The following is a 24,735-nucleotide window of genomic DNA, read 5'->3' as shown; positions in this document are numbered from 1 at the left end:
TGGCCCGGGCGGCTGGCCGGGGTGACGATGAGTCGGTGATGGTCTTCCGCTGCGTGAGGTGCCAGGCCTGGGTGACGCGCCCGGTGCGTGAGGTGCCGCTTTCGGGTCCCGACGAGGGCCGCGCCCGGTATGAGATGGAGGACGGGCAGGAGTGCCCACCTCGCATGGCACCCGGCACGTTCGCCGTGAATCCGGAACTCGCAGGCCGACCGTACGTGGAGTCTTCGGACGACGATGGGCGCACGGTCTTGGTGCCGGGCGGGCCGAGGAACAGCATCGTGCTGTGCCCTGCGGATGTCCGGAGCGTGCAGCCGATCCATGGCAAGGGGCGGCGCAATGGCTGCTGCGGCCCCGACAGCATGGACGGGCCGAATCTCGCTTGCGCCGACTGCCGGGCGGAGGTCGCTACCGAGTTCGGGGACTGCTGGACCTGGCAGCAAGTGGTCCTCGTGCCTACCGCTGTCGAGCTGTTCGAGGTGCCGCACGCGTGGACGCAGGCGGCCGAGCCTGACGAGGGGTGACGGCTCTTGTCGTCTGCGAGGGCGGAGTACGAGGTGATCACCGGGAGCTGCTGGGCCGGGTGGCGCCGCGATACGAGGAGCCGGTGACCGGCGCGCGCTCTTCGCGGACCACCGTGTGAGGGCGGGGCGCGTTGATCATGTTGCCACCTCCGGAGTAGATACCGACGTGAGTGATGTGCCATGAACTGGTGCCGAAGAAGACGAGGTCGCCGGGGAGCAGTGGGGCACCGGCGGGTACGCGGGGGCCGGCGCTGTACTGGTCCTGGGCGACGCGGGGCAGGCGGATGCCCGCTGCGGCGTACGCGGCTTTGGTGAGGCCGGAGCAGTCGAAGCCGCCCTCGGTGGGGCCGTCGCCGCCCCAGACGTACGGTTGGCCGATCTGTGCGCGGGCGTACGCGACGGCGGCAGCGGCTGTGCGGTTCGGGGCGGGGTACGCCCCCGCCGCCGTCGTGCCGGCGGCGTACTGGGCAGCGATGCGTAGGACCCGGTTCACGTACGCGGTGTCGTGGTTGTAGGCGAAGACGGCTTGGCGCAGGTCCTTGCTGCTGCGGGCTCCGTTCGCGCACAGCAGGCGGGCAGCGGCGTAGACGGCGTCGACAGGATCCCACGGAGTTGGCGGCTTCTTACCGCCCGGCGGCACGGGGTACGCGTACTGAGCGAAGGTGGCCGGCAGGAATTGCATGGGTCCGACGGCCTTGGCCGAGGAGACCATGGTCGGGTGCCTGGCGTGGTTGGTTTCGACCTTGCCAATTGCGGCGAGCACGGTCCAGGACAGGCCGGGGCAGGTGGGGGCGGCTCGTTGGTAGAGGGCGAGCATGCGGGCGGGGATGTCGCCGAGCGCGTAGGGGCTGGGCGGGAGGGTTAGCGCGGGGCTGGCGAGGAGCCCGGCCAGGCCGGCGATCGCGGCGAGGATGAAGAGCAGTAGGCCGAGGAGTGCGGCCCCGGTGGTCTTGACGAGGCTCATCGTGGCGGGGGTGCCGGGGGCAGGGGCTGGATGGGCCGCCAGGGCAGCGTGGCGGCACGGCCGGGCGGCGGCATCGTGGTCTCGTCGGTGAGAGCAGGGAGCAGGGCGGGCCAGTGGTCGGCGAGGCCGGCCAGCGGGAGGCGGCCGTGGGGAGCGGGACCGAGGGGGAGCCATACGGCGTCGGCAGGCGAGGCGGCGGTGAGTTCGTCGCAGCTGGTGGCTGCGGGCAGGTCGAGGCGGTCGATGGTCTCGGCGAGGCGGCGGCGCAGAGCGGCTTCGCGGCGGGCGGTGTGGGTGTGGAGTAGCAGTGGGGTGCGGGTGCCGGTGGTGGTGCTCAGGGCGGCGTAGCCGGGGAGTTTGGTCTCGACGCGGGTGAGGTTCTCCGAGCCGGTGTCGTACTCGAGGAAGAACGGCAGCACTCGGTCCTGGCCGGCTTCGTGCCAGTGGGCGTAGGCGTCTGGGCGGATCCAGTCGCCCCACAGCCGGGTGGCGGAGCGTTCGGAGAGCCAGACAGTGAGGGCCTGGCGTCCGTCGGCGGCCAGCGCGGTCAGGAGGGTGTTGACGCCGAGCGTGTGGCCGAGGGTCGGGGAGAAGGCAATGCGGGCGCAGGCGTCCTTGCGCCAGCCGGTGGCGCCGAGGTCGCAGCCGCGAGTGGCAGCGAGGAGTTCGGCGCCGGCTTTGCCGAGGGTGTAGTGCTCGGGGGCGGAGCCGGACTGCATGAGCGGGCGGAAGGAGTCCAGGACGCCGAGGAAGTAGAGCTCGCGCACGCGGCGGTTGGCGGTGCGGTGGCCGGAGAAGGCGAGAGCGGTGATGTGGTGGGAAGTCAGCACCTTGTGCTCGTGCAGCATGTCCACCAGCCACAGGTCGCGCGGGGTGAGCCGGGTGGCCAGGGCAGCGAGGTCGGTACGGACTCGGGTTGGCGGGGCCGGGCGTCTGCGGTGTGTGGCGGCTCGGGGGACGTAGCCAGAGTGCAGGTGCGGGCGGTTGGCGCCGGGCATCGCGGGCCTCACAAGGGGAGATAGGCGGAGCGGGAGGTGGTGCCGCCGACCCGGGCGGCAGCAGCGGCGCGCAGCTCAGCGGAGCGGCCGGGAACAGCCGGGGGCAGAGGCCGGGTGGTGAGAGTGAATGCTGAGGTCTCGGCACCATCGACGAGGAGGTGGGCGACTGCCTGATAGGGGCCGAGGTGGGCGAGATCGTGGGCCGCCAGAGTGGGCAGGGTGTGGCGTTCCAGCAGGTGGGCGTCTTCGGGCGAGGCGTTGAAGAAGACCTTGTTGCGCGCGTTCGCGGAGATGCCCTCGCGCAGGTCGCGAGGAAGCTGGGCGAGGTGCTGGTGGGCGAGGTTGAGGGAGAGTCGGTAGCCGCGGGCCTCGGCGAGCATGTCCTCCAGGGGGTAGGGGAGGGTGAGGAAGTTGTGTGCCTCGTCGATGTAGAGCGAGGCGTCGATGCGCTGGTGTTCGGGGGTGCGGGCGCGGGCGGAGGCGGCCTGCCAGGTCTTGGCGACGATGAACGACCCCAGCAGCCGGGCGGTTTCCTCGCCGAGTGCGCCTTTGGGCAAGCGGGCCAGGAGGATGCCGCCGTCGAGGACGTCGGCGAGGTGGAAGGTGGATTCACCGGAGGCGATGGCCTGGCGGGCGAAGGAGCGCAGTAGGAAGGCGCGGAGCTTGTTCATGACCGGGCCGACGACGGCCGCGCGGGAGGGCTCGGACAAGGATTCGTACCAGAGCCAGAAGCCGCGCAGGACCGGGTCCTTGACGGTGGGGATCATTCGCAGTCGGTAGGCGGGCTCGCCGAGCAGCCGGGGGATGTCGGCGAGGGTGACGATGCGGTGGGTCTGGGCGGCGTGGCGGAGCAGGGTCAGGCAGGCGGCGCGCATGACGTCGTCGGTGCGTGGTCCCCAGAAGGCGCTGAAGATCCGGCGGAAGATGCCGGTGATGTTGTCGACCACGACGTCGATGTCCTGGCCGTCCAGGACGTTCAGGCACGGCGGCGTGTGCGGGTCATCGGGGTCGATGACTACGAGCCTGTCCGCGCAGCCAGCGGGCAGGCGGTGCAGGAGGTCGGCGACCAGGTCGCCCTTGGGGTCGATGACCAGGGCACCGCGCCCCGAGCGTACGTCGTCCAGGACGAGGTTGCCGATCAGGGTGGACTTGCCGGAGCCGGTGGCGCCCATCAGGTGCAGGTGATGGCGGGCGTCGGGGACGGCGAGGCCGACTGCGCGGCGAGTGCCGGTGTCGGCCTGGCCGAGCGGCTTGATACCCGGTCCGGGCAGCGGGATGGCGGGCGGGGGCAGTACCGAGCGGGCTCCGGCGCGGGCCAGGCCGGGGGCATCGGGGTCGGTGGGCAGGTGCGCGAGGGCGGCGAGCTCGGGGACGGACAGCAGGTCGCCGCGACGGGGGAAGGCACGCTCGGCCAGCTGCAATTCGGGGTGGCGCAAACGGCCTCGGGCAAACCAGTTCCGGGCGGCGTACAGGGCGAACGCGGAGGCCAGTGCATGGGCCCGGCCGCGCAGTCGGGCCTCGGCCCCTTCCAGCTTGGGGGAGATGGCGACGGCGTAGCGGATGGCCACGTCCCACTGGGGTCCTGCGAGCTTGGTTACGCTCTGACGAACCTCGGCGCCGTACGCGGGGTCGGTAGTCGTGGCCGAGGTGCGCTGGGGGTGGTGGGTGAGCAGGTCGAGCAGTGCGGACATCCGGTTCGCTGCCTGGCCGGCCTTCAGGCGGCGGGCAGTGCGCTTGGCTTTGCGGAGCCGGGCGCCGGTGGCAGGGCGGGCAAGGATCTGGACGATCGCTGTCTCGGCCTCGTCCATGCCGGTGGCGGCCTGGAGTAGCGCGCGCAGCGGATCAGCGGCGTGATCGGTGCGCAGCGGCAGGACTTCGGGCCGGGCCAGGCGCAAGGTGCCGCCGGTGGACTGGTGTGCGGCCGGAAGCGGATCTGTGGTGGGGGCGAGGGCGGTGTGGGCGCCGGGCCAGGCGGCCTCCACCGCGCGGCGCACGAGGGCGGTGGGGATGCTGCCGGGCAGCCACAGCCGGATCGTCATGCCGGCCGAGGTCCAGGCGTATTCGAAGCCGAGGTGCGGCTGGCCGCGGAAGGCCCGGTGCCACCACGGGCGCATGAGTCCGGCGAGCTGGGCCCACAGCACCTCGCCGCCGCCTGGGGCCACGTGTGGTGGGGCCAGGATCGTTACGTGCATCGCCCCGTCGGCGAAGGCCAGATTGCGGCGCTGCCGCACACCGGAGCGCAGTGCCATGCTCCCGGCGGTGACCAGGAGCAGACCCGGAATCAGCACGGGCCACGTACGCGACAGGAAGGCCGTGGCCTCGGCGGTCAGGCTGGAAAAGAACGCGGTGGGGTCGGTGACGTACCGTCCGATGATCCCGTCCGGCTCACCGGCGCTCATCGCCCGGACCCCATCAGGTCCGGGAGCCCGTACGGGTCCAGCGGTCCCTCGTCGCCGGCGTGTTCATCGGGCTCGGCGAGTTCGGCAGGGTCCGTGGTGATCAATTCATGTTCTTCGGCGGACGCGACCGGAGTGAAGGCGATCTTGGTGCGGCCCGAGAGGAGCAAGGCGCAGCCGCGGGGCGCGGTGAGCAGGAACTGCTTCTCGCCACGGGAGAGGTGGAAGGCGCCGGCCACCTGATCGAGGGCCTGCGGGGCTTGGCGCATGAGGATCTGGGTGGCGGCGTTGGCGACGATCGCCCGGCCGAGCTCGGAGGCGAGCACGTCGTCGGCGTCCTGGGTGACCACGGCGAGCCCGGCCCAGTGCTTTCGCGCCGCCTTCGCCATCCGGAACAGAAAGCGCGCCCCATGGCCGTCACGCATCAGCAGCCACGCCTCATCCACGACCACGAGACGCCGACGCTGCACCGGGGACTCGGCCACTCGCCGCCAGACGGCATCCAGGGCAAGCAGCATCGCCGCTGTCTTGACCTCCTCCGGGAGCTCCCGCAGTGAGAAGACCACCAGGTGCCCGGCCGGGCGGGTCGAGGTGGGGGCGTCGAAGAGCTGCTTGTGGCTGCCCGCGACGTATGGATCCAGGCGGGCGGCGAGTTGCTGGCCGTCTGGGTCGTCGGTCTCGGCCAGCGTGGTGGCGAGGTCGGCGAGCAGCGGCGCGGGGCGGGCCCAGGTCCTCGGGTCGGAAGTGATCCCGGCCCGTTGGTAGGTGGCGAGGACGGCCCGGTCCAGTGCTGCGCGTTCGGCCGGGGAGAATGTGCCGCCGAGCAGCACGGCGAGGAAGGTGTGCAGGAACAACGCTCGGCGAGTGAGGGCGTCGGGGGTGTGCTCGGCATGCTCGGGCAGGTCGAACGGGTTCAGTCGTACGCCGGGGTCGCCGAGGCGGATGACGGTGCCGCCGACGGCTTCGGCGAGGCGTACGTACTCGTCCTCGGGGTCGATCACCAGGGCTTCGGTGCCGGTGAACAATTGCCGCAGCAGCTCCAGCTTCGTCAGGTAGGACTTGCCGGAGCCGGAGCGGGCCAGGGTGATGGAGTTGTAGTTGTCCTGCGCGAACCGGTCCCACAGCAGCAGGGAGGAGCTGGTGTTGTTCACCCCGTACAGCACTCCGCCGGGCGCGGCGGCCTGGTCTGCGGGCAGGTCCGGGGAGGAGAAGGGGAAGCAGGCGGCCAGTGCGGCGGTGTCGAAGGTCCGCCGGACCTTGAGCGTGTCGATCCCCAGGGGAAGCGTCGCCAGCCATCCCGGCAGTGCCCGGTAGGTGGCAGGAACGCTGCTGACCAGCAGAGATTCGGCGACTGCCCGTACCGCGGCTACCTCGTCGGCGAGTTGCTGCTCGCTGCCGGCGTGGATGGTCATGTACAGGCCGACGCGGAAGAGCTTGCCTTCGCCGCGGGCGACCCGGTAGGCGAGGTCAGCGGCATCGGCGGCTGCCGCCTCGGTATCCGGATCGTCCAACTTCCCGTGGTCGTATCCGGCCCGGCGAGTGGACTCCAGCCGGGCCCGCTGTTTGCGCAGGGACGCCGCGGCGACCGGGCTGGGGACCGGTTCGATGTGCAGGGCGACGTCCAGGCGTCCTGGATAAGTGAGTAGCGGGTCGAGCCAGCCGGGCACGACTTCGGCCGGGTAGCCGGTCACGATCAGCGTGGCGGCCAGCTGGCTGCCCACGGCCAGGCACCGGGCGTGCACCTCGACAGCCTCCGGACCGACCCCGGACAGCAACTCCGCGGCGGGGACATTCTCTTGGCCGGTGATAGCGGTCCGGTTGCGCCACAGGCGGCGAATCATTACGAGCCTCCAAGAGCAATGGGCGCACAGGGCGCGGCGTCGGGATCGCTCGAGGTGGTGATAGCCCGCGCTGCTGCGGGCCCGTCGAGCGCCGTGACGGCAATCTCCGCAGCCCCCAGTGCACGGGCGGCTTCAGCCAGGCGGTGTCTCACCCGGGACGCCCCGGCTGCTGTGGCCCGCCCGGGCCCGGCGGGCGCAGGCTCGCGGGCCACCAGCAGGACCTGGCGGGTAAGCAGGTCACGCTCGTGTGCGATGGCCTGCAGGAAGTCGGCGTGCGCGAGCGCCGCGCGTTCCAGGGCCGGGTGCGGTAGCGAGGGCGCCGTGGCAGATAGCTCCTCGACCAGCGGGTTCACCTCCAGCCGGTGTGCGCGCACCAGGATCTGGGTCGGTCCGGTGAGGGAGTTCAGCCACCGCGCGAAGGAGCCGGTGAGCGCCTGTTGCTCGGTGCCGGTGCGCAGATCGAAGTTGACTGTGCTGCACATCGCCAGCGTCGCGTGACCGTCGCCGCCGAGGTCCACCACGCCGGACTCGGCGATCTCCTGGCACGGCAGGTTCAGTGCTGCGGGCGGAGCGCCGGCCCGGTTGGCCCAGTCGACGGGGACGGCCTCGGGGAGGGCGGTGACGCCTTCGGGGGCTTGGACCTGACGTCGGGGCGTGCGCCAGAACGTGATCGCCGCGACGAGGAAGCGGTCCATGCTGATGCCGTCGCGTCGTCCGAGGGCGATCGCGATGACCACGGCCGCGACCGGGGCGACCATGGCGAGATACGCGGTGGGAGCCAGCAGCGGGCGGCTGACCAGGTAACCGAGCCACAGCACCACACCGGTGACGGCGAGGATCGCTGTCTGCCGGGCCCCCAGAGGGCCGATGATCTTGTCTTCTTGATCGATGTTGGCGGGGATGCGGGCGGGGGTCAGGCCATCGTCATCGGAATCGGGCACAGCTCACCTCTCACGGTTCCTGCGGGCGGGCGGCAGTTCCAGGGGAAGCCTCAGTTGGACGGCCCGGGGCGGGCGGGCCGGTACGCGCCGTGCCGGGATCGGCAACGCCGTCTGCCGGGAACGCGGACGCGGGCGGGGCGCTGACTGGCTTGCTGGCGTGGGCGGGTTCCCGGGACCCGCGTGACCGCCGGTCCTGCCGGGGCCGCCCGCCGGGCCGGACGTCCCCGGGCTCCCTGGGCGCGATCCGGAACCTGACGGGCCGCCGGACGAGCCGCGGCTCGGGCCGCCCGGAGCAGGCCCGCCGGGGGCGGGAGCTGGGTGGCCGGGGCCGCTATGCGGGCCGCCGGCCGGAGCTGTCGGGGCTGCGCCGCCACCCGGATTCGGCCCGCCCGCAGGCGGCGGGCCCGGGCCGCCCGGCGGTGGCCCGCCGCCAGGAGGTGAAGGTGGCCGAGGCGTTGCCCGGGTCCGGGCTCTCGGCCCGCCGCCGGTGGGCGGGCGGCCGGTGCGACCCGTGCGTGCCCCTGGGAACGCTCCGCGGAGCACGTAGGCGATGGCCAGGGAACGCAGCATCCGCAGCGGCATGGGCGTTCCAGGCAGGCTGACCGGCGTGGAGCGGAAGATAACCCGGGCGGTCCAGCTGGGGATCTTCCACAGGATCCAGAACAGGCACAGCCCGGCCAGTAGGTTTCCGAGATTCGAGGCGCGGGGGAAGCCGAAGCCCGCAACGGTGTTGTCCTCAGCGAAGAACAGACGCAGTCCCACGATGAAGGTGGTGGACTGGGCGAGTTGCATGGCCAGACAGCCGAAGTAGCCCCGCCACCACAGCCGGGCCACGCCATCGGTGACTGGCAGGCCGTGACACGCGAGGGCCACCGGCGCGCTGACGGCCAGGATGTAGATCAGTGCGACCCGCAGCACGTAACCGACCAGCACGCCGAACATCAACACCAGCAGGAGCAGCTCAAGGACCAGCAGGTACGTCGTGTCGCCCGTGGCGAAGCGCCTGATGACGGCGTTGGCGAGCTGCTGCGCGATGCCCTTGCTGTTCACGCCGCTGCCCATGATGGCCACCGAGCCGGCGTTTGCGAGTGCGATGGTCTGGCTCATCACCGTCAGCGAGCTGACGGCGGCGACCATGCCGATCACCAGCCGCGGGGCGATCTGCTTGAGCGCGTGCCGGGTCTGGACGGTCTCGTGCCCCATCACCAGCACCCCGCCGACGAGCACGAACAGTACGTACGCCGCGATGGTGGTGCCGAGCGAGGCGGTCCACAGCTCGACCAGCTCCGGATTGGCTGCGACGTTCGGCGTCGCCAGCAGCGTGCTGCCGAGCGCTTCGAGGACCGGCCCTTGGGCCTGCTCGATCAGTACACCGAGGAACGCGGCCAGCGCCTTGGCGATCAGCCCAGGGATGTTGAGGTAACCGAGCCATCCCCAGGACGAGCCGTCTCCGTCTTGATCGGCAGGCGGCATCGTGCCCCCGCCGGGCTGCTGGCTGATCGGCGGACCGGGGCCTTTGGCCGCCGGGCGGCTGGGGCTCGGATCCGGGTCGGGGCTCGTGCCCGGACTGGGGTTCGGCACCGGGACCGTACTGGGCTGCGGCGTGGCGCCGGGCGCGGGGTCGGGAGTTGGCTGTGGCGGTCCGGGGTCCGCCGGGGCTGCGACCGCCGGGGGAACCGCGGCCGCCGTACCCGCCGTCCCGATGGGCGCGAGCAGCAGGCCGAGCAGTACGGCGGCTGCCCACCGGGCGGTCATCACGCGCCTACGATCGACTTGAGAACTTCGACGATGACCGGGGCGAGAAGCGCGAGCCCGTAGCCGTAGCAGGCATTGCGCAGCGCGGTCTTCGCCTTCTCCACCTCGCCCGGATCGCCCCCGGCCAACACGTAGCGCAGGCCCCCGGCGGTCAGGAAGAGCGTGGCGGCCCCGGCCAGGATGCCCACGATCCAATTACGGCAGTTGGTGATGACCTGCGGCAGCGTCGCCACCGCCCACGCCGGCCCGGCCGTGACCAGGACCAGTACGAGCAGCGCGCACGCGAGCAACACAGGACGCAGAAAGCGGCGGGCCCGCGCATGAGGCGGGCAGGAGCGAGCAGGCACGACGACACCTCCGGAAGCCGGACAGGCGCGGGACAGGGGGCTGGATGGCTGAGGTGTCCCGGGTCCGGGCGGCCTGGGCAGCGCGGCACCTCCTCCACAAGGGGGAGCGCACGGTGGCGCAGGACGGCTCGGGTGTCAGCACGAGACGGCGTGCCCAGCCCCGGAACACCTCAGCGGCGGGAGAGGCACCAGCCGACGACCGAGGCCGCTGGGGCTGGTGCTCTCACCCTCTAAGGAGAATCCGGGCGTGGCTTGTGCCATCGCCCGCACTACCGACCCGTCAGAGGACCTGGCAACGAATCGCGTTGACCAGCCGCTGCTCGGCTGCTGCTCGCTTGCGGTACAGCTGACGAGCACTCATCCGCGACCGGGCCGCGCACGCCGGCACGCCCTCGCCGTCCAGCCTCGTACGGGCGATCAGATCCGCCTCGGCCTCGTCGAGCACAGCGGCATTCACCGCCCGCTGCAGCACGGCGTAGACCTCCACGACCCCCGTCGCGGGCAGCGGACACGGCGCGGTGGCCTCGTCCAGCGGCACCCCACCGGTCCGCCTCTCGCGCAGCGCGGCGTACACAAGCCGGTGCGCGGCCCGGTCGCCCGCCCGCACCAACCGCAGCCCGATCTGCGGGTCATCCGCCTCCACCGCCGCGAGCTCGCAGGCGACCGCGACCAGCACCTCCTGCTCCAACTCCGCCCACTCCACCTCGGGCAGCCGCGGCAGCCGAGCCAGCGCCCGCCGCAGCCCCGGAACGATCAGTCCGACTGCCACCGTGCTCCACGGCTCCCCCTCCTTCCGGGCGCGGCGCACGACCTCGCCCCACACCCGCGCCCGGGTCTGCGGCGGAGTGCTGGGGTGAGCGAGTCGTGCCCGGACCTGATCCACCGGCAGAGCATCCGCCGTCGGCCGGTCGGTGAGCAGATGCATCGGCAGGCGCAGCGGCCACGGAGCGGCGGCGAGCACCAGGAACGCGGCGTCCACCTCCTCCAGCGGAGAGACAGTGGACGGACGAGCAGTGGGGATGTAGCGGCGCATGGCGACTCCTTGCCGTAGGCGTCGAAACTGGACGCCGCCATCCCGCCAGCCGCCCCTGCCACCATCCGGCCCTCCAGCTGCCATCCACAGGCCGTCGTCCTGCCGTCCGGCGACCGTGACGCAGGGCTCGCCGGTGGCAGATCCCCTACCGACCTGCGTAAACACTTCGATGCAAGGGTGGTCCCAACCGCCAGAAAAAATCTTGAACAAATCTCTTGCACCGGAGTCGACCGCCGGTCCTGCTCGGCCATTGAGAGCTCTCCGTCTTGATTGCGCAGGTGGGAGGCCCTGACTGCACCGGATGGCTCCGCTTGAGTAAGGGATGACAGGACAAAACGTCACGTCAACGGCGCCCGTCCACGTACGCTGAGCACCGCAGCGGTTCTGCGCCGCCTCCCCCGTCGGCGCAGAGCCGCCGCCCCGCATTTCAGGCGCGAGTGGTCCACTCACCCAGCGACGTCACGACGTCGTGCTTCTGCCTCAACTTCGCGGTCAAGGTGACCCGGTGCCCCTCTGCGATGTCGTAGTCGCAGCGTCCCGTGTAGTCGGCCGGCGCCCGGCCGGGGCTGGACAGACTGGTGCACCAGCCCAAGTCCTTGCCCGCAGTGCGGTCCTGGACGCGCACCACGACCCATTCGCCGTTGTGCGGCTTCGTGTCCTGGACATCGAGGATCTCGCCATGGGGGTGCCACGTGACCTTGGCACCAGGCCACTCACGGCGGGCATCCGACATCGCGGGCCCACCGGCCATCAGGACAAGTGACAGTGCAGCGGAAACAGCCGCTGCCGCACGAGAGCCCCCGCGTACGGACAAGCTCTTGGAGGCGACGCGGCGCCGACCGCGCGCCTCAGGCTCGCCCCTCGTCACTGACGTACACCACCTTCGTGCCCCACATGGTGTAGGAGCTGCCACTCTTGCGGCCGCCGACCGTGTGGGTCTCGCTGCCACCCGGGTCGTCCCACGTGATCCTGATCCTGTGAACCTGCTTGCAGCGGTTGGTGTAGTAGACGGTGGTGGTTGCGAACCCGCCGTCTTTCCATGACCAGCTGAAACAGCCATCGACGCCCCGGTGCATCGTGTCGGCGGCGGCCGGCGCAGCCGACACGAGCAGGACACCGGCCGCGAGCGCCATCGTGCTAGCCGTACGGGAAAAGAGAGCCATCAGGCCCAACGGGAAGGGGTCATGATCCGTCCCGTCAACCCGACGCTGACCGGCGACGGCACGCCCAACGGCAGGGATTCACCCCTCCGGGCAGCCCGGACCCGCAGATCCGTCCGTTGATGGCACAAACCGGGGCCGAATTCTCCTTACGTGGTGTCAGCACGAAGACTGATGGCCGCCGCAGCGCTCACGCCATGACCGCTCCCCGCCAGCCCATCCCCCGTCCAGAACGCCGAGCCTCACACGGTCATCACCGGATTCCGGCCAGCCTCTGGCTCCCCGAACATCCCCAGCCGACCCGCGCGACCGGCCACCGTAACCCCTCTGGGCTGCTGCCGCTGTGGGCACTGGACCGGATCCGCACCGAATTCTGCCGTCCCAGCCACCGGCCAGATGCTCCCGCCCGGATGCTCCTGCACACGGCACTCGGCGACACCGGCCCTGGCGCGGACGCTCTTGCCCACTGCATGCCGCTTCCCGTCGAACCCGGGCCGGAACAGAGCACCCGGAGCCGCAGCATGGTGCTCCTCGCCGAACTCCTCACCCCCGCCCGCACCTTCCACGACGCGCATCCCGGCGACGAGGACGAGGGCTGGCCCGGCTTCTTCCACCGCGCCCACAGCCTCCTGCGCGGCGGCGGCCTACTGCTCACCGCCTCCCGCCAGCACCATGGCGAAGGACGGCTCGCCGACCCATGCGGCGCGCTCATCGCGTGCGCCCGCACCGCGGGCTTCACCTACCTGCAGCACGTCATCGTCGTCCACGCCGTCATCACCGGCGACCAGCTCACCCCGGACCCCGACGCCCCCGCTCCGGCCGCGGACGGGCACCCGGCTGTGCACCGCCTGCTGCACACCGACCTGCTGGTCTTCCACGCCCCGTAGCCCCGGCCATCAAATCCGGCCCGCCTGCCCCGCGTCCCCAAGGGAGTTCATTCATGCCCGACTCCGTATGGCTGACTGCCCAGACCTCCGCCCCCGCTCAGCGCACCGGCCGCTATCTGCCTGCCACCGCCGCGCACCCCGCCAAGATGCTCCCGGCCATCGCCGCCCACGCCATCGCCCAATACACCCGCCCCGGCGACCTCGTCCTGGACCCCATGTGCGGCACCGGCACCACCCTCGTCGAGGCTGCCCACCTCGGCCGCATCGCCATCGGCGTGGAGTACGAGCCCAAGTGGGCCCACATCGCCCGGGCCAACCTCCAGCACGCCCTCCGCCATGGCGCCGCCGGGACCGGGCAGGTCTTCTGCGCCGACGCCCGCGATCTGCTGCACGTGCTCCCAGACGACCAGCGCGGCCAGGTCGCGCTGGTGGTCACCTCCCCGCCGTACGGCTCCTCCGTCCACGGCCAGGTCCGCTCCACCCGCGAAACCGGCCGCCCCAAGGTCGAGAAGTTCGACCACCGCTACGGCACCGACCCCGCCAACCTCGCCCACGTCGGCACCGACCGCCTCCTGGCCGCCTTCACCGAAATCCTCGACCAGTGCCGCCGCGCACTGCGTCCGGGCGGCACCGTCGTTATCACCACCCGCCCTTGGCGCGAACGGGGCGAACTCATCGACCTCCCCTCCGCCGTCCTCGCCGCCGGAGAAGCCGCAGGGCTCATCCCGACTGAACGCTGCGTCGCCCTCCTCGCAGGCATCCGCGACGGCCGCCTCATCGCCCGACCCTCGTTCTTCCAAATGAAGAATGTCCGCGACGCCCGAGCCCACGGCCTGCCCCTCCACCTCATCGCGCACGAGGACACCCTCGTTCTCCAACGCCCCGGTGGAAGGCTCCCCGCGGGGATGCCCGCCCCGATGGGCCAGCCGCCCATCCCGACGCAGGCACGCTCGTGACGCACCTTCAACCCTGGTATCAGGATGAGCACGTCACGCTGGTGCTCGGCAACGCGACTGAGGTGCTCTCCGAGCTGCCTGCCGCCAGCGTTGACTGCGTGGTGACCTCTCCGCCCTACTACGCCACCCGCGACTGGGGCCCCGGCCAACTCGGTCAAGAGGACACCCCGGCCGCGTACGTCGACGCATTGCGCAATGTCTTCCAGCAGGTCCACCGTGTCCTGCGTCCTGACGGCACCTTCTGGCTCAACATGGCGGACACGTACGCCACCGGTCCCACGGCCCGGCGTACCCCCAGCCATGGGAAAGCTCCGGTCCCGGTCAAGAGCCTGCTCGGTCTGCCGTGGCGCACCGCTCTCATGCTTCAAAAGGACGGCTGGATCCTGCGCAACGAGATCATTTGGCACAAGCCCAACGCCATCCCCGAGTCAGTGCGGGATCGGCTCTCGCGCCGCCACGAGCAACTGTTCCTCCTGACCAAGCAGCCGACGTACGCCTTCGACCTCGATCCGATCCGCCAGCCCTACACCGGGGACCGCGCACTCTCCCGCCGCACCCACCACACCGCCAACAAACCGAACACCGTCCGCGGCGCCTGGCCCCGGACGCAAGGCTCGGCGGTCCTCGGCCGGAACGCCCAACCCACCGGCCGCCAGCACAACACGGCCGACGAACGAGGCCGCAACCCCGGATCGATCTGGTCGATCGCCACCCGCCCCAGCCGCCACGCCCACACCGCTGCCTTCCCCATCGACCTCCCGTTGCGCTGCATCGCGGCAGGCTCCCGCTCCGGAGCCATCGTCCTTGATCCGTTCAGCGGTTCAGGAACCACCGGACAGGCTGCACGGAGACTCGGGCGAAAGTATCTGGGATGCGACATCCGCGAGGACTACCTCTGCCTCACCTTGGCGCGTATCAACTCCGCTGGTCGGGCGAGGTGAGACCACTGCTGGGGCCCCAAGGACCGCCGGAAGACCATGGCCTTGACGACAGCGCCGAGGTGGAGCGTCCATGGTCGTCGGTCACCCGCGGCGGGCTGTCCGACGCGGTCCATTCCGGTGAGTCGCCGCGTCCGAAGGCGCCGTTGCGGGTGGTCATCGAATATGTCGTCGTCGACGGCAAGGACGGTGAAGCCCTGCGACGGCACCAAGCGGCAGCCATCCGCGAGGTGCTGGAGTGGGCGCACGCGCATCGGGGCCGTGCGGACACGCCACGGGCCTGAACGTCCCTCCGCCGACACTAACGGAGAGGGCTGACGTGATGCCCAGCGAACGATCCGCAGGCCGGTCCTGGGCTCCGCCCGCCCCGGATCGCCCGTGGTCCACCCCCGCAGCGCAGGATGCTGCGATGCCCCCGGTGACCGTCCCCGTCGCCTGGCTGGGGCGCACGTCGACCGAGGACGCGCAGGACCCGACGCTGTCCCTTCCGCGCCAGCTCCGCAATGCCCGCGCCGCGCTGCCCCCGGGCTGGGTGATCGTCGCCCACTTCTACGATGTCGAATCGGGCCGTAAGGAACTCGCCGACCGCGGTCACTCCCTCGCCCACACCCGGTTCGACATCCCGATTCCTCGCGACGGCAGCATCTCCGACCTGCTGGAAGAGGCCGAACGTCCGGATCGCCGGTTCGCGGCAGTCATCTGCGAGTCGATCGAGCGCGTGGCCCGCCGGACATACTTCGGCACGAAGATCGAGTACGAGCTGGAGGAGGCCGGTGTCGCCCTGTGCGCCGCCGACGAGCCCATCGTCACCGGCCGCGGAGCAAAACGGGCCACGCCCACCCTCACGAGGCGCGTCAAGCAGGCCGTCTCCGAGTGGTACGTCCTGCAGATGTTGGAGCTGTCCTGGGACGGCTTTTGCGAGCACACCCGCCAGGGCTGGAACACCGGAAAGCCCCCGTACGGGTACCTCGCCGAGAAGGTCCCGCACCCGGTCCCCGCCCGCCGCGCCGAAGGCCGCACCAAGCACCGTCTGATCCCCGACCCGCTCCGGGCGCCCACGGTCACCCGGATCTTCCATCTCCGCGGCCTGGAAAAGCTCGGCTACGACGGCATCGCCGAGCGCCTCAACCGCGACCCGAACGGCAACCCGCCCCCGGAGCCGACCCGTGCCCACGCCGCCCTGGGCCGCTGGAGCGGATCCGCCGTCCGCGAGATCCTCCGCAACCCCAAGTACACCGGCTACCAGGTATGGAATCGCCGTGCCACCAAGAAGGGCGGGATCAACAACGACCCCAAGGACTGGGTCTGGTCCCCGCAGCCCACGCATGAGCCACTGGTCACCCGGGAGTTGTTCGACACCGTCGCTGCCATGGCCAAGAAACGCCAGGGCTCGCGGACCACCCCGGGCGAGAACCGCCACCCGGCGACCCGCCGCTCGTACATCCTGCGCTCCTACATGTACTGCGACCTGTGCGACCACCGGATGTTCGGCAAGACCCGCCACCAGATCCCGTACTACGCCTGCCAGCCGGACCCCAACCACAACCGGGACGCTCCCTGGTTCCGCACTCACCCCAAGGGTCTGTGGATCAGAGAGGAGATCGTCCTGGGCGCGGTGGCGGAATTCTTCGCCGTCCGCGTCTTCGGTCCGGACCGGCGTGTCCACCTGGCCGCCGATCTCACCCTGGTGAAGCAGCCGGCAACCGAGCCGACACAGGCCCAAGAGCGCACAGCCCTCGAAGCCTCCATCGCCACGCTGGAGCGGCGGCAGAACCGACTCATCCGGAGCCTGGCCGAAGGGACGGGCGGCGACGAGCCGGACGACGACATCGACCCCGAGCAGGAGAAAGCCTTCCGCGCCGCCATCCGCGGCGAGCACGCCATCCTCAGCAAGCAGCGCAAAGCCCTCGAAGCCCAGCTCGCAGCACTCGTCACGCCCGCTCCGCATGATGGGCCGGGCGACCCAGCTCTTCTCGACGCTCTGCCGCAGCTGGCCCTGGACCTGGAGCTCTTCCCTGAAACCGCCCAGCGGCGCCTGTACGAGGCATTCGGCCTGGAAGTCCGCTACAACCGCCACCGCGAGGAGCTCACGCTCCGGGTCCTCATCACCGGGGAGATGCTGGAGGAGCTGCGGCAGACGGTGCTGGCACTTAGCGCCGACCACGCAGCTCAGCCGGACAAGAAAAAATCGGGCACCCACACCGAAGTGTTGGTACCCGATCGTGACACCCAGAACGTCTCAACCAGTCGTGACCGGCGAAAGCGTTCCCATGTTCTGGGTGCCCCCGGCAGGATTCGAACCTGCGCACACGGCTCCGGAGGCCGTTGCTCTATCCCCTGAGCTACGGGGGCGTGTCGGCCGCGGTGGCGGCGACGGGGGAAACACTACCAGCTCGGGGAGGGTGGGCGTGTACCTATAGGCCCTGCCAGGCGGGCTTGGAGGCATAGGTGGCGCGGAAGTAGTCGGCGAGCTTGAGGCGGGAGGCGGCGGCGGGGTCGAGGACGACGGTGGCGTGGGGGTGGAGCTGGAGGGCGGAGGCGGGGACCAGGGCGGTGAGGGGGCCTTCGATGGCGAGGGCGGCGGCTTCGGCCTTGGATTCGCCGGTGGCCAGAAGGATGAGGTGGCGGGCGTCGAGGATGGTGCCGATGCCCTGGGTGACGACGTGGTGGGGGACGTCGTCGGGGTGGTCGAAGAAGCGGGCGTTGTCGGCGCGGGTGCGGGGGGTGAGGGTCTTGATGCGGGTGCGGGAGGAGAGGGAGGAGCAGGGCTCGTTGAAGCCGATGTGGCCGTCGGTGCCTATGCCGAGGAGTTGGAGGTCGACGCCGCCGGCCTGGGCGAGGGCGCGGTCGTAGGCGGCGCAGGCGGCGGGGATGTCGGGGGCGGAGCCGTCGGGGCCGATGAAGGAGGCTTCGGTGAGGCCGAGGGGTTCGACGACCTCGCGCAGGACGACGGAGCGGTAGGACTCGGGGTGGCCGGTCGGCAGGCCCACGTACTCGTCGAGCTGGCAGACGCGGGCCCGGGAGGTGTCGAGGGCGGCGGCGCGGACCTTGGCGGCGAGGGCCTGGTAGACGGGGAGGGGGGTTGACCCGGTGGCTACGCCGAGGAGGGCGTCGGGTTTGGTGGTGAGGAGGGTGGCGATGGTGTCGGCGACGAGTTCGCCGGCGGTGGTGGCGTCGGGGACGATGACAACTTCCACGCGGGGCCTGCCGATCTCATGAAGAGCTTGGTGGTGTAGACCAATTTAGCAAGGCGCGTGGGGGTGCTGGAGGGGCCGGGTCACCTGGGAGGCCCGGGGCGCCGCGGGTGCTCGGGCTTTCCGGGGGTGCGTTCGGTGAGGAGGGATTCCAGGCGGTCGAAGCGGTCGTGGAGGGCCTCGGTGAGGTGGCGGTGGTGGCGGCGGTCGTGGCCGACGAACCAGGTGGCGATGGCCGCGGTGACCATTCCGTAGGTGGTGATGCCGGTGAACATGACCAGGCAGGCGACCACGCGTCCCCAGAAGGTCACCGGGTACAGGTCGCCGTAGCCGACGGTGGTGGCGGTCTCCACGGACCACCACAGGGCCCTGGGGTAACTGGTGAGGTTGGCGTCGGGGGCACCGCGTTCGGCGGCGACCACCGCGTACGAGCCGGCGAGCATCACCGCGCCGAGGACGAGCGTGGCCCAGCCGGCCGCCCGTACGTGCAGCGAGCGGCCTTCCTGGCCGAGCAGCAGGGCGACCGCCCTGGAGAGGAATCCCGGCAGCACGGCACCATCATGATCCGTCCGGGGTGGTGGCGCAGCCCGGGCGCGGCCCCGGGCGCGGCCCCGGGGGGCTCAGCCGGCGAGGACCTGGGCCCGGCAGTGGGCCGGGGTGCCCCAGGCGGTGCGCAGGGCGTGGGCCTTGGTGAGCCAGAGGGAGAGGTCGTACTCGGCGGTGTAGCCGATGGCGCCGTGGAGCTGGAGGGCCGTACGGGCGGCGGTGCGGGCGGCGTCGCAGCAGGCGGCCTTGGCGGCGGCGATATCGGGGCGGGCGCCGGTGACGGCGGCGCCGTGCAGGAGGGGGCGGGCGAGTTCGAGGGCGACGAGGGTGTCGGCGAGGCGGTGTTTGACGGCCTGGAACGAGCCGATGGACGCGCCGAACTGGCGGCGTCGCTTGACGTGTTCGACGGTGCGGGCGAGCAGGGCGAGGCCGACGCCCAGGGCCTGGGCGGCGGTGACGAGGGCGGCTCGGCCGGCGGCGCGGTCGGCGGCGGCGCGTACGGCGGGGCCGGCGGCCAGCAGCTCGCCTCCGGTGGGCCGGAACAGCCGCCGGGCGGGGTCGAGGGAGGGCCGCACCGGGCCGGGGGCGGCGGGAGTTCCGGGGGTGCCGGCGAGCAGCAGGCGGTCGCCGTCCAGGAGGAGCACCGCGTCGGCGGCGTCGGCGTCCAGGACGTACGGGCCGTACGGGGCCTGGGGGGCGTGGGGGGCGTGGGGGGCGTGGGGGCCGTGGGGGCCGTACGGGGGCGAGGCGGCCGGCGGGCCGACGGCTCCGAGGGTGAGCAGGGCCGTGCCGCCGGCGATGCCGGGCAGCCAGTCCTTGGCGGGCCCCGGGTCGGGGAGGGCATCCAGCAGGGCGGCCGCGGCGACCGTCTCCACGACCGGACCCGGCACCACGTGGCGGCCCAACTCGACGAAGGCCAGGGCCAGTTCCACGGGCAGCGGGCCGAGGCCGCCCTCGTGGGCCTGCGGGACGGCCAGCGCGGGGACGCCCGCCTCGGCCAGCCGGCTCCACAGGGCGCGCCCGGGGGTGTGGTCGCCGGCCGCCCAGGACCGTACCGCGGCCGGGGTGTCCGCGGCGGCGAGCATCCGGTCGAGGGTGTGGGCGAAGTCCCGCTGCTCGGGGTCGGGGAGGAATCTCATCGGCGTCCCTTCGGCAGTCCGAGCAGCCGTTCGGCGATGATGTCGCGCTGGATCTCGTTGGTGCCGGCGTAGATGGTGCCGGCGAGGGCGAAGACATAGCCCTGGGTCCACTCCCCCGCCTCGGGTTCGCCTTCGGGGCCCAGGAGGTCGAGGGCGGTCTCGTGCAGGGCGATGTCGAGTTCGGACCAGAAGACCTTGTTGAGGCTGGACTCCGCGCCCAGGTCGGCGCCCTCGGCGATCCGGGTGGCGGTGGCGTAGGCGTGGAGCTGGTAGGCCCGCGCTCCGGCCACGGCGTCGGCGACCCGGGCGGCCATGGCGGGGTCGGAGCCGCGCTCGCGCCACAGCTCCGCCAGCCGCCGCGCGGCGGCCGTGAAGCGGCCGGGGCTGCGCAGGGTGAGCCCGCGTTCGTCGGCGGCGGTGCGCATGGCGACCCGCCAGCCGTCGCCGGGCGCCCCGATGACGTCGGCGTCGGGGACGAAGACGTCGTCCAGGAACAGTTCGGCGAAGGCGGGCTTGCCGTCGAGGCGGCCGATGGGCCGTACGGTGACGCCGGGCGCGTCGAGGGGGAACATCAGGTACGTCAGGCCGGGGTCGGCGCGGAAGAGGCCGAAGGCGCGGTCGGCGAAGGCGGCCCGGGAGGACCAGGTCTTCTGGCCGTTCAGCAGCCAGCCGCCGTCGGCCCGGGCGGCCGTGGAGCGCAGCGCGGCGAGGTCGGAGCCGGCCTCGGGTTCGGACCAGGCCTGGGCCCAGACGACCTCGCCGCGGGCCGTCGGCGGCAGGAGGCGGGCGCGCTGCTCGTCGGTGCCGTGGGCGAAGAGGGTGGGGGCGAGCAGGTTGATGCCGTTCTGGCTGACGCGGCCGGGGGCGCCGGCCGCGTAGTACTCCTCCTCGAAGACCAGCCATTCCAGCAGTGAGGCGCCGCGGCCTCCGTAGGGCCGTGGCCAGGAGACCACCGACCAGCGGTCGGCGGCGAGCTTCGCCTCCCAGGCGCGGTGGGCGGCGAAGCCCTCGCCGGTCTCCAGGGAGGGCAGCGGCCCGTCGGGGACGTTGGCGGCGAGCCAGTTCCGGGCCTCGTGCCGGAAGGCCGTCTCCTCGGCGGTGAAGTCGAGATCCACCCGCACCCATCCCCTTTCCGCCCTTCACTCCCGGGCTTCCCTAACAAGTGTTTGGTAGATTAACGTCGGAGCCGTGACTCCACCACCCTCGTACGAGCCCGGTCACGACCTGCTCGCCGGCCGCGGGGCCGTCGTCACCGCCGCCGCGGGCGCCGGTATCGGCGGCGCCACGGCCCGCCGCCTGCTGGAGGAGGGGGCCCGGGTCGTCATCGGCGACGCGCACGCCCGCCGCCTCAAGGAGTACGAAGCCGAGCTGGCCGGGGAGTTCGGCGCCGGCCGGATCGCCGCCCTGCCCTGCGACGTGACCGACGAGCAGCAGGTCGGGGCTCTGTTCGACCTCGCGGAGCAGCGGCACGGGGGGCTGGACATCGTGGTCAACAACGCGGGCCTGGGCGGCACGGCCGAGCTCACCGCGATGAGCGACGAGCAGTGGGACCGGGTCCTGGACGTCACCCTGAACGGCACCTTCCGCTGCACCCGGGCGGCGCTGCGGCGCATGAAGGCCGCGGGTGGCGGCGGGGTCGTCGTCAACAACGCCTCGGTCGTGGGCTGGCGGGCCCAGGCCGGGCAGGCGCACTACGCCGCCGCCAAGGCCGGCGTGATGGCGCTGACCCGCTGCGCCGCGATCGAGGCGGCCGCGTACGGGGTGCGGGTCAACGCGGTCGCACCCAGCCTGGCCATGCATCCGCACCTGGTGAAGGTCACCACGCCCGAGCTACTGGCGGAGCTGACCGCCCGTGAGGCCTTCGGGCGGTACGCGCAGCCGTGGGAGGTGGCCAATGTGATCGTCTTCCTGGCTTCCGGCTACTCCTCGTACATGACCGGGGAGATCGTCTCCGTCAGCAGCCAGCACGCGTAGGGCGCGGGGCGGGAGGCGGCGACGGTATACGGGATACGAGATACGAGATACCAGATACGGGATACGGGATACGGGATACGGGATACGGGATACGGGATACGGCGGGCGGGAGACCGCGGACGAGAGACGGGAGGCGACAATGGGACCCGTGCCGAAGAAGACGACCCACGCGACCGCGGCCCCCGAGCGCCGCGCCGAGCTGCTCGCGACCGCCGCGGGGGTGTTCGCCGCGCAGGGCTACAACGCCACCACCGTCCGGCAGATCGCGGACCGGGCGGGGATGCTCGCGGGCAGCCTGTACTACCACTTCGACTCCAAGGAGTCGATGGTCGACGAGATCCTCTCCACCTTCCTCAACGAACTGTGGGCGGGATACGACGCCGTGCTCGCCGCCGGCCTCGACCCCCGGGAGACCATGGCGGCCCTGGTCACCGAGTCCTTCCGGGAGATCGACCGGCACCGCGACGCGGTGGCGATCTACCAGAAGGAGGCCGCACACCTGGCCGCGCAGCCGCGCTTCGGCTATCTCACCGACTCCCAGAAGCGGTTCGAGCGGGCCTGGCTCGGCACCCTGGAACGCGGCGCCACCACCGGGGCGTTCCGGGCCGACCTGGATCTGCGGCTCGCGTACCGCTTCGTACGCGACACGGTGTGGGTCGCCGCGTCCTGGTACCGGCCGGGCGGGCAGCACAGTGCCGAGGAGATCGCCCGGCAGTACCTGTCCATGGTGCTGGACGGCATCGCCGTTGGTCAGGCAGCCGGTCAGTGAGTTGGCGGGGAGCCGGTCGGGGAGTTGGTCAGCAAGCCGGTGACGGGGGCTTCGTTAGTCAGTTGCTTAATGAAGTGGGTTAGTTAGTTAAGTACCTTACGAAGGAGTGAGCGTCATGGCTGAGGCCTACATCGTCGAAGCGGTCCGTACGCCTGTCGGGCGGCGCGGCGGCGGGCTGTCGCAGGTGCACCCCGCCGACCTCGGCGCGCACATCCTGACCGCCCTGATGGAGCGTTCCGGCGTCGACCCGGCCGCCGTCGAGGACGTCGTCTTCGGCTGCCTGGACCAGGTCGGCCCGCAGGCCGGCGACATCGCCCGCACCTCGTGGCTGGCCGCCGGGCTGCCGGAGGAGGTCCCGGGCGTCACCGTCGACCGCCAGTGCGGCTCCTCGCAGCAGGCCGTGCACTTCGCCGCCCAGGGCGTGCTGTCCGGCACCCAGGACCTCGTGGTGGCCGGTGGGGTGCAGAACATGTCCGCCATCCCCATCGGGTACGCCAACCACAAGGCAGTCGAGCCGCTGGGGATGACGCGGGGCCCCTTCGCCGGTTCCGAGCGCTGGACCGCGCGCTACGGCGACCGTCCGGTCAGCCAGTTCTACGGTGCCGAACTCATCGCCGGGAAGTGGGGCATCACCCGGGAGGACATGGAGGCCTTCGCGCTGCGTTCGCACCAGCGGGCGCTGCGCGCCATCGACGAGGGCCGCTTCGACCGCGAACTGGCCCCGTACGGCGAGGTGTCCACGGACGAAGGGCCGCGCCGTGACACCTCGCTGGAGAAGATGGCCGGCCTCAAGCCGCTGGTGGAGGGCGGCCGGCTGACCGCCGCGCTGTCCTCGCAGGTCTCCGACGGCGCCTCGGCGATGCTCATCGCCTCCGAGCGGGCGGTGCGTGAGCACGGGCTGACACCGCGCGCCCGCGTCCACCACCTGTCGGTGCGGGGCGAGGATCCGATCAGGATGCTGTCCGCGCCGATCCCGGCGACCGCGTACGCCCTGAAGAAGTCCGGCATGTCGATCGGCGACATCGACCTGGTCGAGATCAACGAGGCCTTCGCGCCTGTGGTGCTGGCCTGGCTCAAGGACACCGGCGCCGACCCCGGGCGGGTCAATGTCAACGGCGGGGCCATCGCGCTGGGGCATCCGCTGGGCGCGACCGGCGTCAAGCTCATGACCACCCTGCTGCACGAACTGGAGCGCACCGGGGGCCGCTACGGGCTGCAGACCATGTGCGAGGGCGGCGGTCAGGCCAACGTCACCATCATCGAACGGCTCTGACGGGTCGAAAGCCCGCCTGAGCGCGACAGGTCCTGCCGGACCCTGTCGAACGGATCCGGCCCCCGGCGTACGCACTCCCCCGCCCCCGCCCCCACCCGGGGCGGGGGCTCGCCACGTTCATGACAACGTCACACAACCGACCCATGACGTTCACCCCCTGTCACGCGGATCCGTGCGACGCTCCCGGTGGTTATTTTATCAACCCGCGTAGAACGCCCGGCCGCCAGGGCTGACGCGTCACGCGTGTGCTCCGGGAAAGGACTCCCCCCACATGCTCCTCCCGCGCATGAGCCGGTGGAAACCGCTGGCCCTGATAGCCGCCACCGTCGCCGTGCTGACCGGCATCACCATGCCGCCCGCCGCCAACGCGACGAACACCTCGTACGACAGCACGTACTACAAGAACGCGGTCGGCAAGACCGGTACGACCCTGAAGTCCTCGCTGCACACGATCATCAGCAGCCAGACGAAGATCTCGTACTCCGCGGTCTGGAACGCGCTCATGGTCACCGACCAGGACCCGAACAACAGCAGCAACGTGATCCTGCTGTACAGCGGCGTCTCGCGCAGCAAGTCCCTCAACGGCGGCGACGTCGGCGACTGGAACCGCGAGCACACCTGGGCCAAGTCGCACGGCGACTTCGGCGAGGCGACCGGCCCCGGCACGGACCTGCACCACCTGCGCCCCGCGGACGTCCAGGTCAACAGCACCCGCGGCAACCTGGACTTCGACAACGGCGGCAGTACGGTCACCAACGGCGGCGGCAGCCTCGTCGACTCCGACTCCTTCGAGCCGCGCGACGCCGACAAGGGCGACGTGGCCCGCATGATCCTCTACATGGCCGTGCGCTACGAGGGCGACGACGGCTGGGCCGACCTCGAGCCCAACGAGAAGGTGAACAACGGCAGCAACCCCTACATCGGCAAGCTGTCCGTCCTCAAGCAGTGGAACGACGAGGACCCGCCGAGCGCCTTCGAGGAGAACCGCAACAACGTCATCTACAACACGTACCAGCACAACCGGAACCCGTTCATCGACCACCCGGAGTGGGTCGAGGCGATCTGGTAGCCGGCGCCGCCCCGGCCGGGCGCCGCAGGGAACC

General features: G+C 71.5%; 23 protein-coding genes, 1 tRNA gene and 1 pseudogene. 10 read left to right on the top strand and 15 right to left on the bottom strand.

The window, feature by feature from the left end; all coding sequences use genetic code 11:
• The first annotated feature begins 164 nt into the window (after positions 1-164).
• Positions 165-521: a hypothetical protein gene (locus RWE79_RS26655; RefSeq protein WP_475942597.1), complete on the top strand. Its 357-nt coding sequence runs from the start codon at positions 165-167 to the stop codon at positions 519-521.
• Between the two features lie 37 nt (positions 522-558).
• On the opposite strand, the gene RWE79_RS26650 is transcribed toward RWE79_RS26655, so the two are convergent.
• The 10 genes from RWE79_RS26650 to RWE79_RS26605 all read right to left on the bottom strand — a co-directional run bounded on the left by RWE79_RS26650 (position 559) and on the right by RWE79_RS26605 (position 11,929).
• Positions 559-1,485 (bottom strand): C40 family peptidase, encoded by a 927-nt coding sequence (locus RWE79_RS26650; protein ID WP_475942596.1) that lies wholly within the window; start codon positions 1,483-1,485, stop codon positions 559-561.
• Positions 1,482-2,483: a replication-relaxation family protein gene (locus RWE79_RS26645; protein WP_475942595.1), complete on the bottom strand. Its 1,002-nt coding sequence runs from the start codon at positions 2,481-2,483 to the stop codon at positions 1,482-1,484. The genes RWE79_RS26650 and RWE79_RS26645 overlap by 4 nt, the downstream gene beginning before the upstream one ends.
• Before the next feature lie 8 nt (positions 2,484-2,491).
• Entirely contained in the window at positions 2,492-4,882 is a 2,391-nt protein-coding gene (locus RWE79_RS26640) for a DUF8128 domain-containing protein (RefSeq protein WP_475942594.1), read from the bottom strand.
• Entirely contained in the window at positions 4,879-6,720 is a 1,842-nt protein-coding gene (locus RWE79_RS26635; protein WP_475942593.1) for a VirB4 family type IV secretion system protein, read from the bottom strand. The genes RWE79_RS26640 and RWE79_RS26635 overlap by 4 nt, the downstream gene beginning before the upstream one ends.
• Complete coding sequence (locus RWE79_RS26630; protein WP_475942592.1) at positions 6,720-7,661, bottom strand: PrgI family protein; 942 nt, start codon at positions 7,659-7,661, stop codon at positions 6,720-6,722. Before RWE79_RS26630 ends, RWE79_RS26635 begins: the two co-directional genes overlap by 1 nt.
• A gap of 3 nt (positions 7,662-7,664) precedes the next feature.
• Positions 7,665-9,416 carry a TrbL/VirB6 family protein gene (locus tag RWE79_RS26625; protein WP_475946117.1) on the bottom strand — a complete coding sequence of 584 codons (1,752 nt, stop codon included), beginning with the start codon at positions 9,414-9,416 and terminating at the stop codon, positions 7,665-7,667.
• The gene (locus RWE79_RS26620; protein ID WP_475942591.1) at positions 9,416-9,763 is read right to left on the bottom strand and encodes a pilin; all 348 of its coding nucleotides are present in this window, start codon (positions 9,761-9,763) and stop codon (positions 9,416-9,418) included. Before RWE79_RS26620 ends, RWE79_RS26625 begins: the two co-directional genes overlap by 1 nt.
• A 280-nt stretch (positions 9,764-10,043) precedes the next feature.
• Complete coding sequence (locus tag RWE79_RS26615) at positions 10,044-10,796, bottom strand: hypothetical protein (protein WP_475942590.1); 753 nt, start codon at positions 10,794-10,796, stop codon at positions 10,044-10,046.
• Between the two features lie 427 nt (positions 10,797-11,223).
• Entirely contained in the window at positions 11,224-11,529 is a 306-nt protein-coding gene (locus tag RWE79_RS26610; RefSeq protein ID WP_475942589.1) for a hypothetical protein, read from the bottom strand.
• 115 nt (positions 11,530-11,644) lie between these two features.
• Complete coding sequence (locus tag RWE79_RS26605) at positions 11,645-11,929, bottom strand: hypothetical protein (protein ID WP_475942588.1); 285 nt, start codon at positions 11,927-11,929, stop codon at positions 11,645-11,647.
• Between the two features lie 548 nt (positions 11,930-12,477).
• Between RWE79_RS26605 and RWE79_RS26600 the strand changes: the two genes are divergently transcribed.
• The 5 genes and pseudogenes from RWE79_RS26600 to RWE79_RS26580 all read left to right on the top strand — a co-directional run.
• Positions 12,478-12,843, top strand: coding sequence for a hypothetical protein (locus RWE79_RS26600; protein WP_475942587.1), 366 nt, complete (start codon positions 12,478-12,480; stop codon positions 12,841-12,843).
• 53 nt (positions 12,844-12,896) lie between these two features.
• Positions 12,897-13,799 carry a TRM11 family SAM-dependent methyltransferase gene (locus RWE79_RS26595; RefSeq protein WP_475942586.1) on the top strand — a complete coding sequence of 301 codons (903 nt, stop codon included), beginning with the start codon at positions 12,897-12,899 and terminating at the stop codon, positions 13,797-13,799.
• A gap of 98 nt (positions 13,800-13,897) precedes the next feature.
• On the top strand, positions 13,898-14,740 hold the full coding sequence (locus tag RWE79_RS26590; protein WP_475942585.1) for a DNA-methyltransferase: 843 nt from the start codon (positions 13,898-13,900) through the stop codon (positions 14,738-14,740).
• Positions 14,737-15,021, top strand: a complete 285-nt coding sequence (locus RWE79_RS26585; protein WP_475942584.1) for a hypothetical protein — start codon at positions 14,737-14,739, stop codon at positions 15,019-15,021. The genes RWE79_RS26590 and RWE79_RS26585 overlap by 4 nt, the downstream gene beginning before the upstream one ends.
• A 38-nt stretch (positions 15,022-15,059) precedes the next feature.
• Positions 15,060-16,061 (top strand): annotated as a pseudogene (locus tag RWE79_RS26580) (recombinase family protein); the annotation flags it as partial.
• A 956-nt stretch (positions 16,062-17,017) separates the two neighbouring features.
• Here RWE79_RS26580 and RWE79_RS26575 read toward each other — a convergent pair.
• The 5 genes from RWE79_RS26575 to RWE79_RS26555 all read right to left on the bottom strand — a co-directional run bounded on the left by RWE79_RS26575 (position 17,018) and on the right by RWE79_RS26555 (position 20,731).
• A tRNA-Arg gene (locus RWE79_RS26575) sits at positions 17,018-17,089 on the bottom strand.
• Positions 17,090-17,151: 62 nt separating this feature from the next.
• The gene (locus RWE79_RS26570) at positions 17,152-17,934 is read right to left on the bottom strand and encodes a glucosamine-6-phosphate deaminase (RefSeq protein ID WP_475942583.1); all 783 of its coding nucleotides are present in this window, start codon (positions 17,932-17,934) and stop codon (positions 17,152-17,154) included.
• Positions 17,935-18,014: 80 nt separating this feature from the next.
• Complete coding sequence (locus RWE79_RS26565; protein WP_475942582.1) at positions 18,015-18,482, bottom strand: potassium channel family protein; 468 nt, start codon at positions 18,480-18,482, stop codon at positions 18,015-18,017.
• A gap of 69 nt (positions 18,483-18,551) precedes the next feature.
• Complete coding sequence (locus tag RWE79_RS26560; RefSeq protein ID WP_475942581.1) at positions 18,552-19,616, bottom strand: acyl-CoA dehydrogenase family protein; 1,065 nt, start codon at positions 19,614-19,616, stop codon at positions 18,552-18,554.
• On the bottom strand, positions 19,613-20,731 hold the full coding sequence (locus RWE79_RS26555; RefSeq protein ID WP_475942580.1) for an acyl-CoA dehydrogenase family protein: 1,119 nt from the start codon (positions 20,729-20,731) through the stop codon (positions 19,613-19,615). Before RWE79_RS26555 ends, RWE79_RS26560 begins: the two co-directional genes overlap by 4 nt.
• 73 nt (positions 20,732-20,804) lie before the next feature.
• On the opposite strand from RWE79_RS26555, the gene RWE79_RS26550 reads away from it, so the two are divergent.
• From RWE79_RS26550 to RWE79_RS26535, 4 genes are all read left to right on the top strand, one after another.
• On the top strand, positions 20,805-21,590 hold the full coding sequence (locus RWE79_RS26550) for an SDR family oxidoreductase (RefSeq protein ID WP_475942579.1): 786 nt from the start codon (positions 20,805-20,807) through the stop codon (positions 21,588-21,590).
• Positions 21,591-21,729: 139 nt separating this feature from the next.
• Positions 21,730-22,359 carry a TetR/AcrR family transcriptional regulator gene (locus RWE79_RS26545; protein ID WP_475942578.1) on the top strand — a complete coding sequence of 210 codons (630 nt, stop codon included), beginning with the start codon at positions 21,730-21,732 and terminating at the stop codon, positions 22,357-22,359.
• Positions 22,360-22,474: 115 nt separating this feature from the next.
• A complete protein-coding gene (locus RWE79_RS26540) occupies positions 22,475-23,632 on the top strand; it encodes an acetyl-CoA C-acetyltransferase (protein ID WP_475942577.1) in 1,158 nt (385 codons plus the stop codon).
• A 271-nt stretch (positions 23,633-23,903) separates the two neighbouring features.
• Positions 23,904-24,701: an endonuclease I family protein gene (locus RWE79_RS26535; RefSeq protein WP_475942576.1), complete on the top strand. Its 798-nt coding sequence runs from the start codon at positions 23,904-23,906 to the stop codon at positions 24,699-24,701.
• The last annotated feature ends 34 nt before the right edge of the window (positions 24,702-24,735 follow it).

The organism is Streptomyces sp. RLA131 (assembly GCF_056270125.1).
Note: the sequence above shows the minus strand (reverse complement) of the source record. Positions and strands in the feature narration are given on the sequence as shown.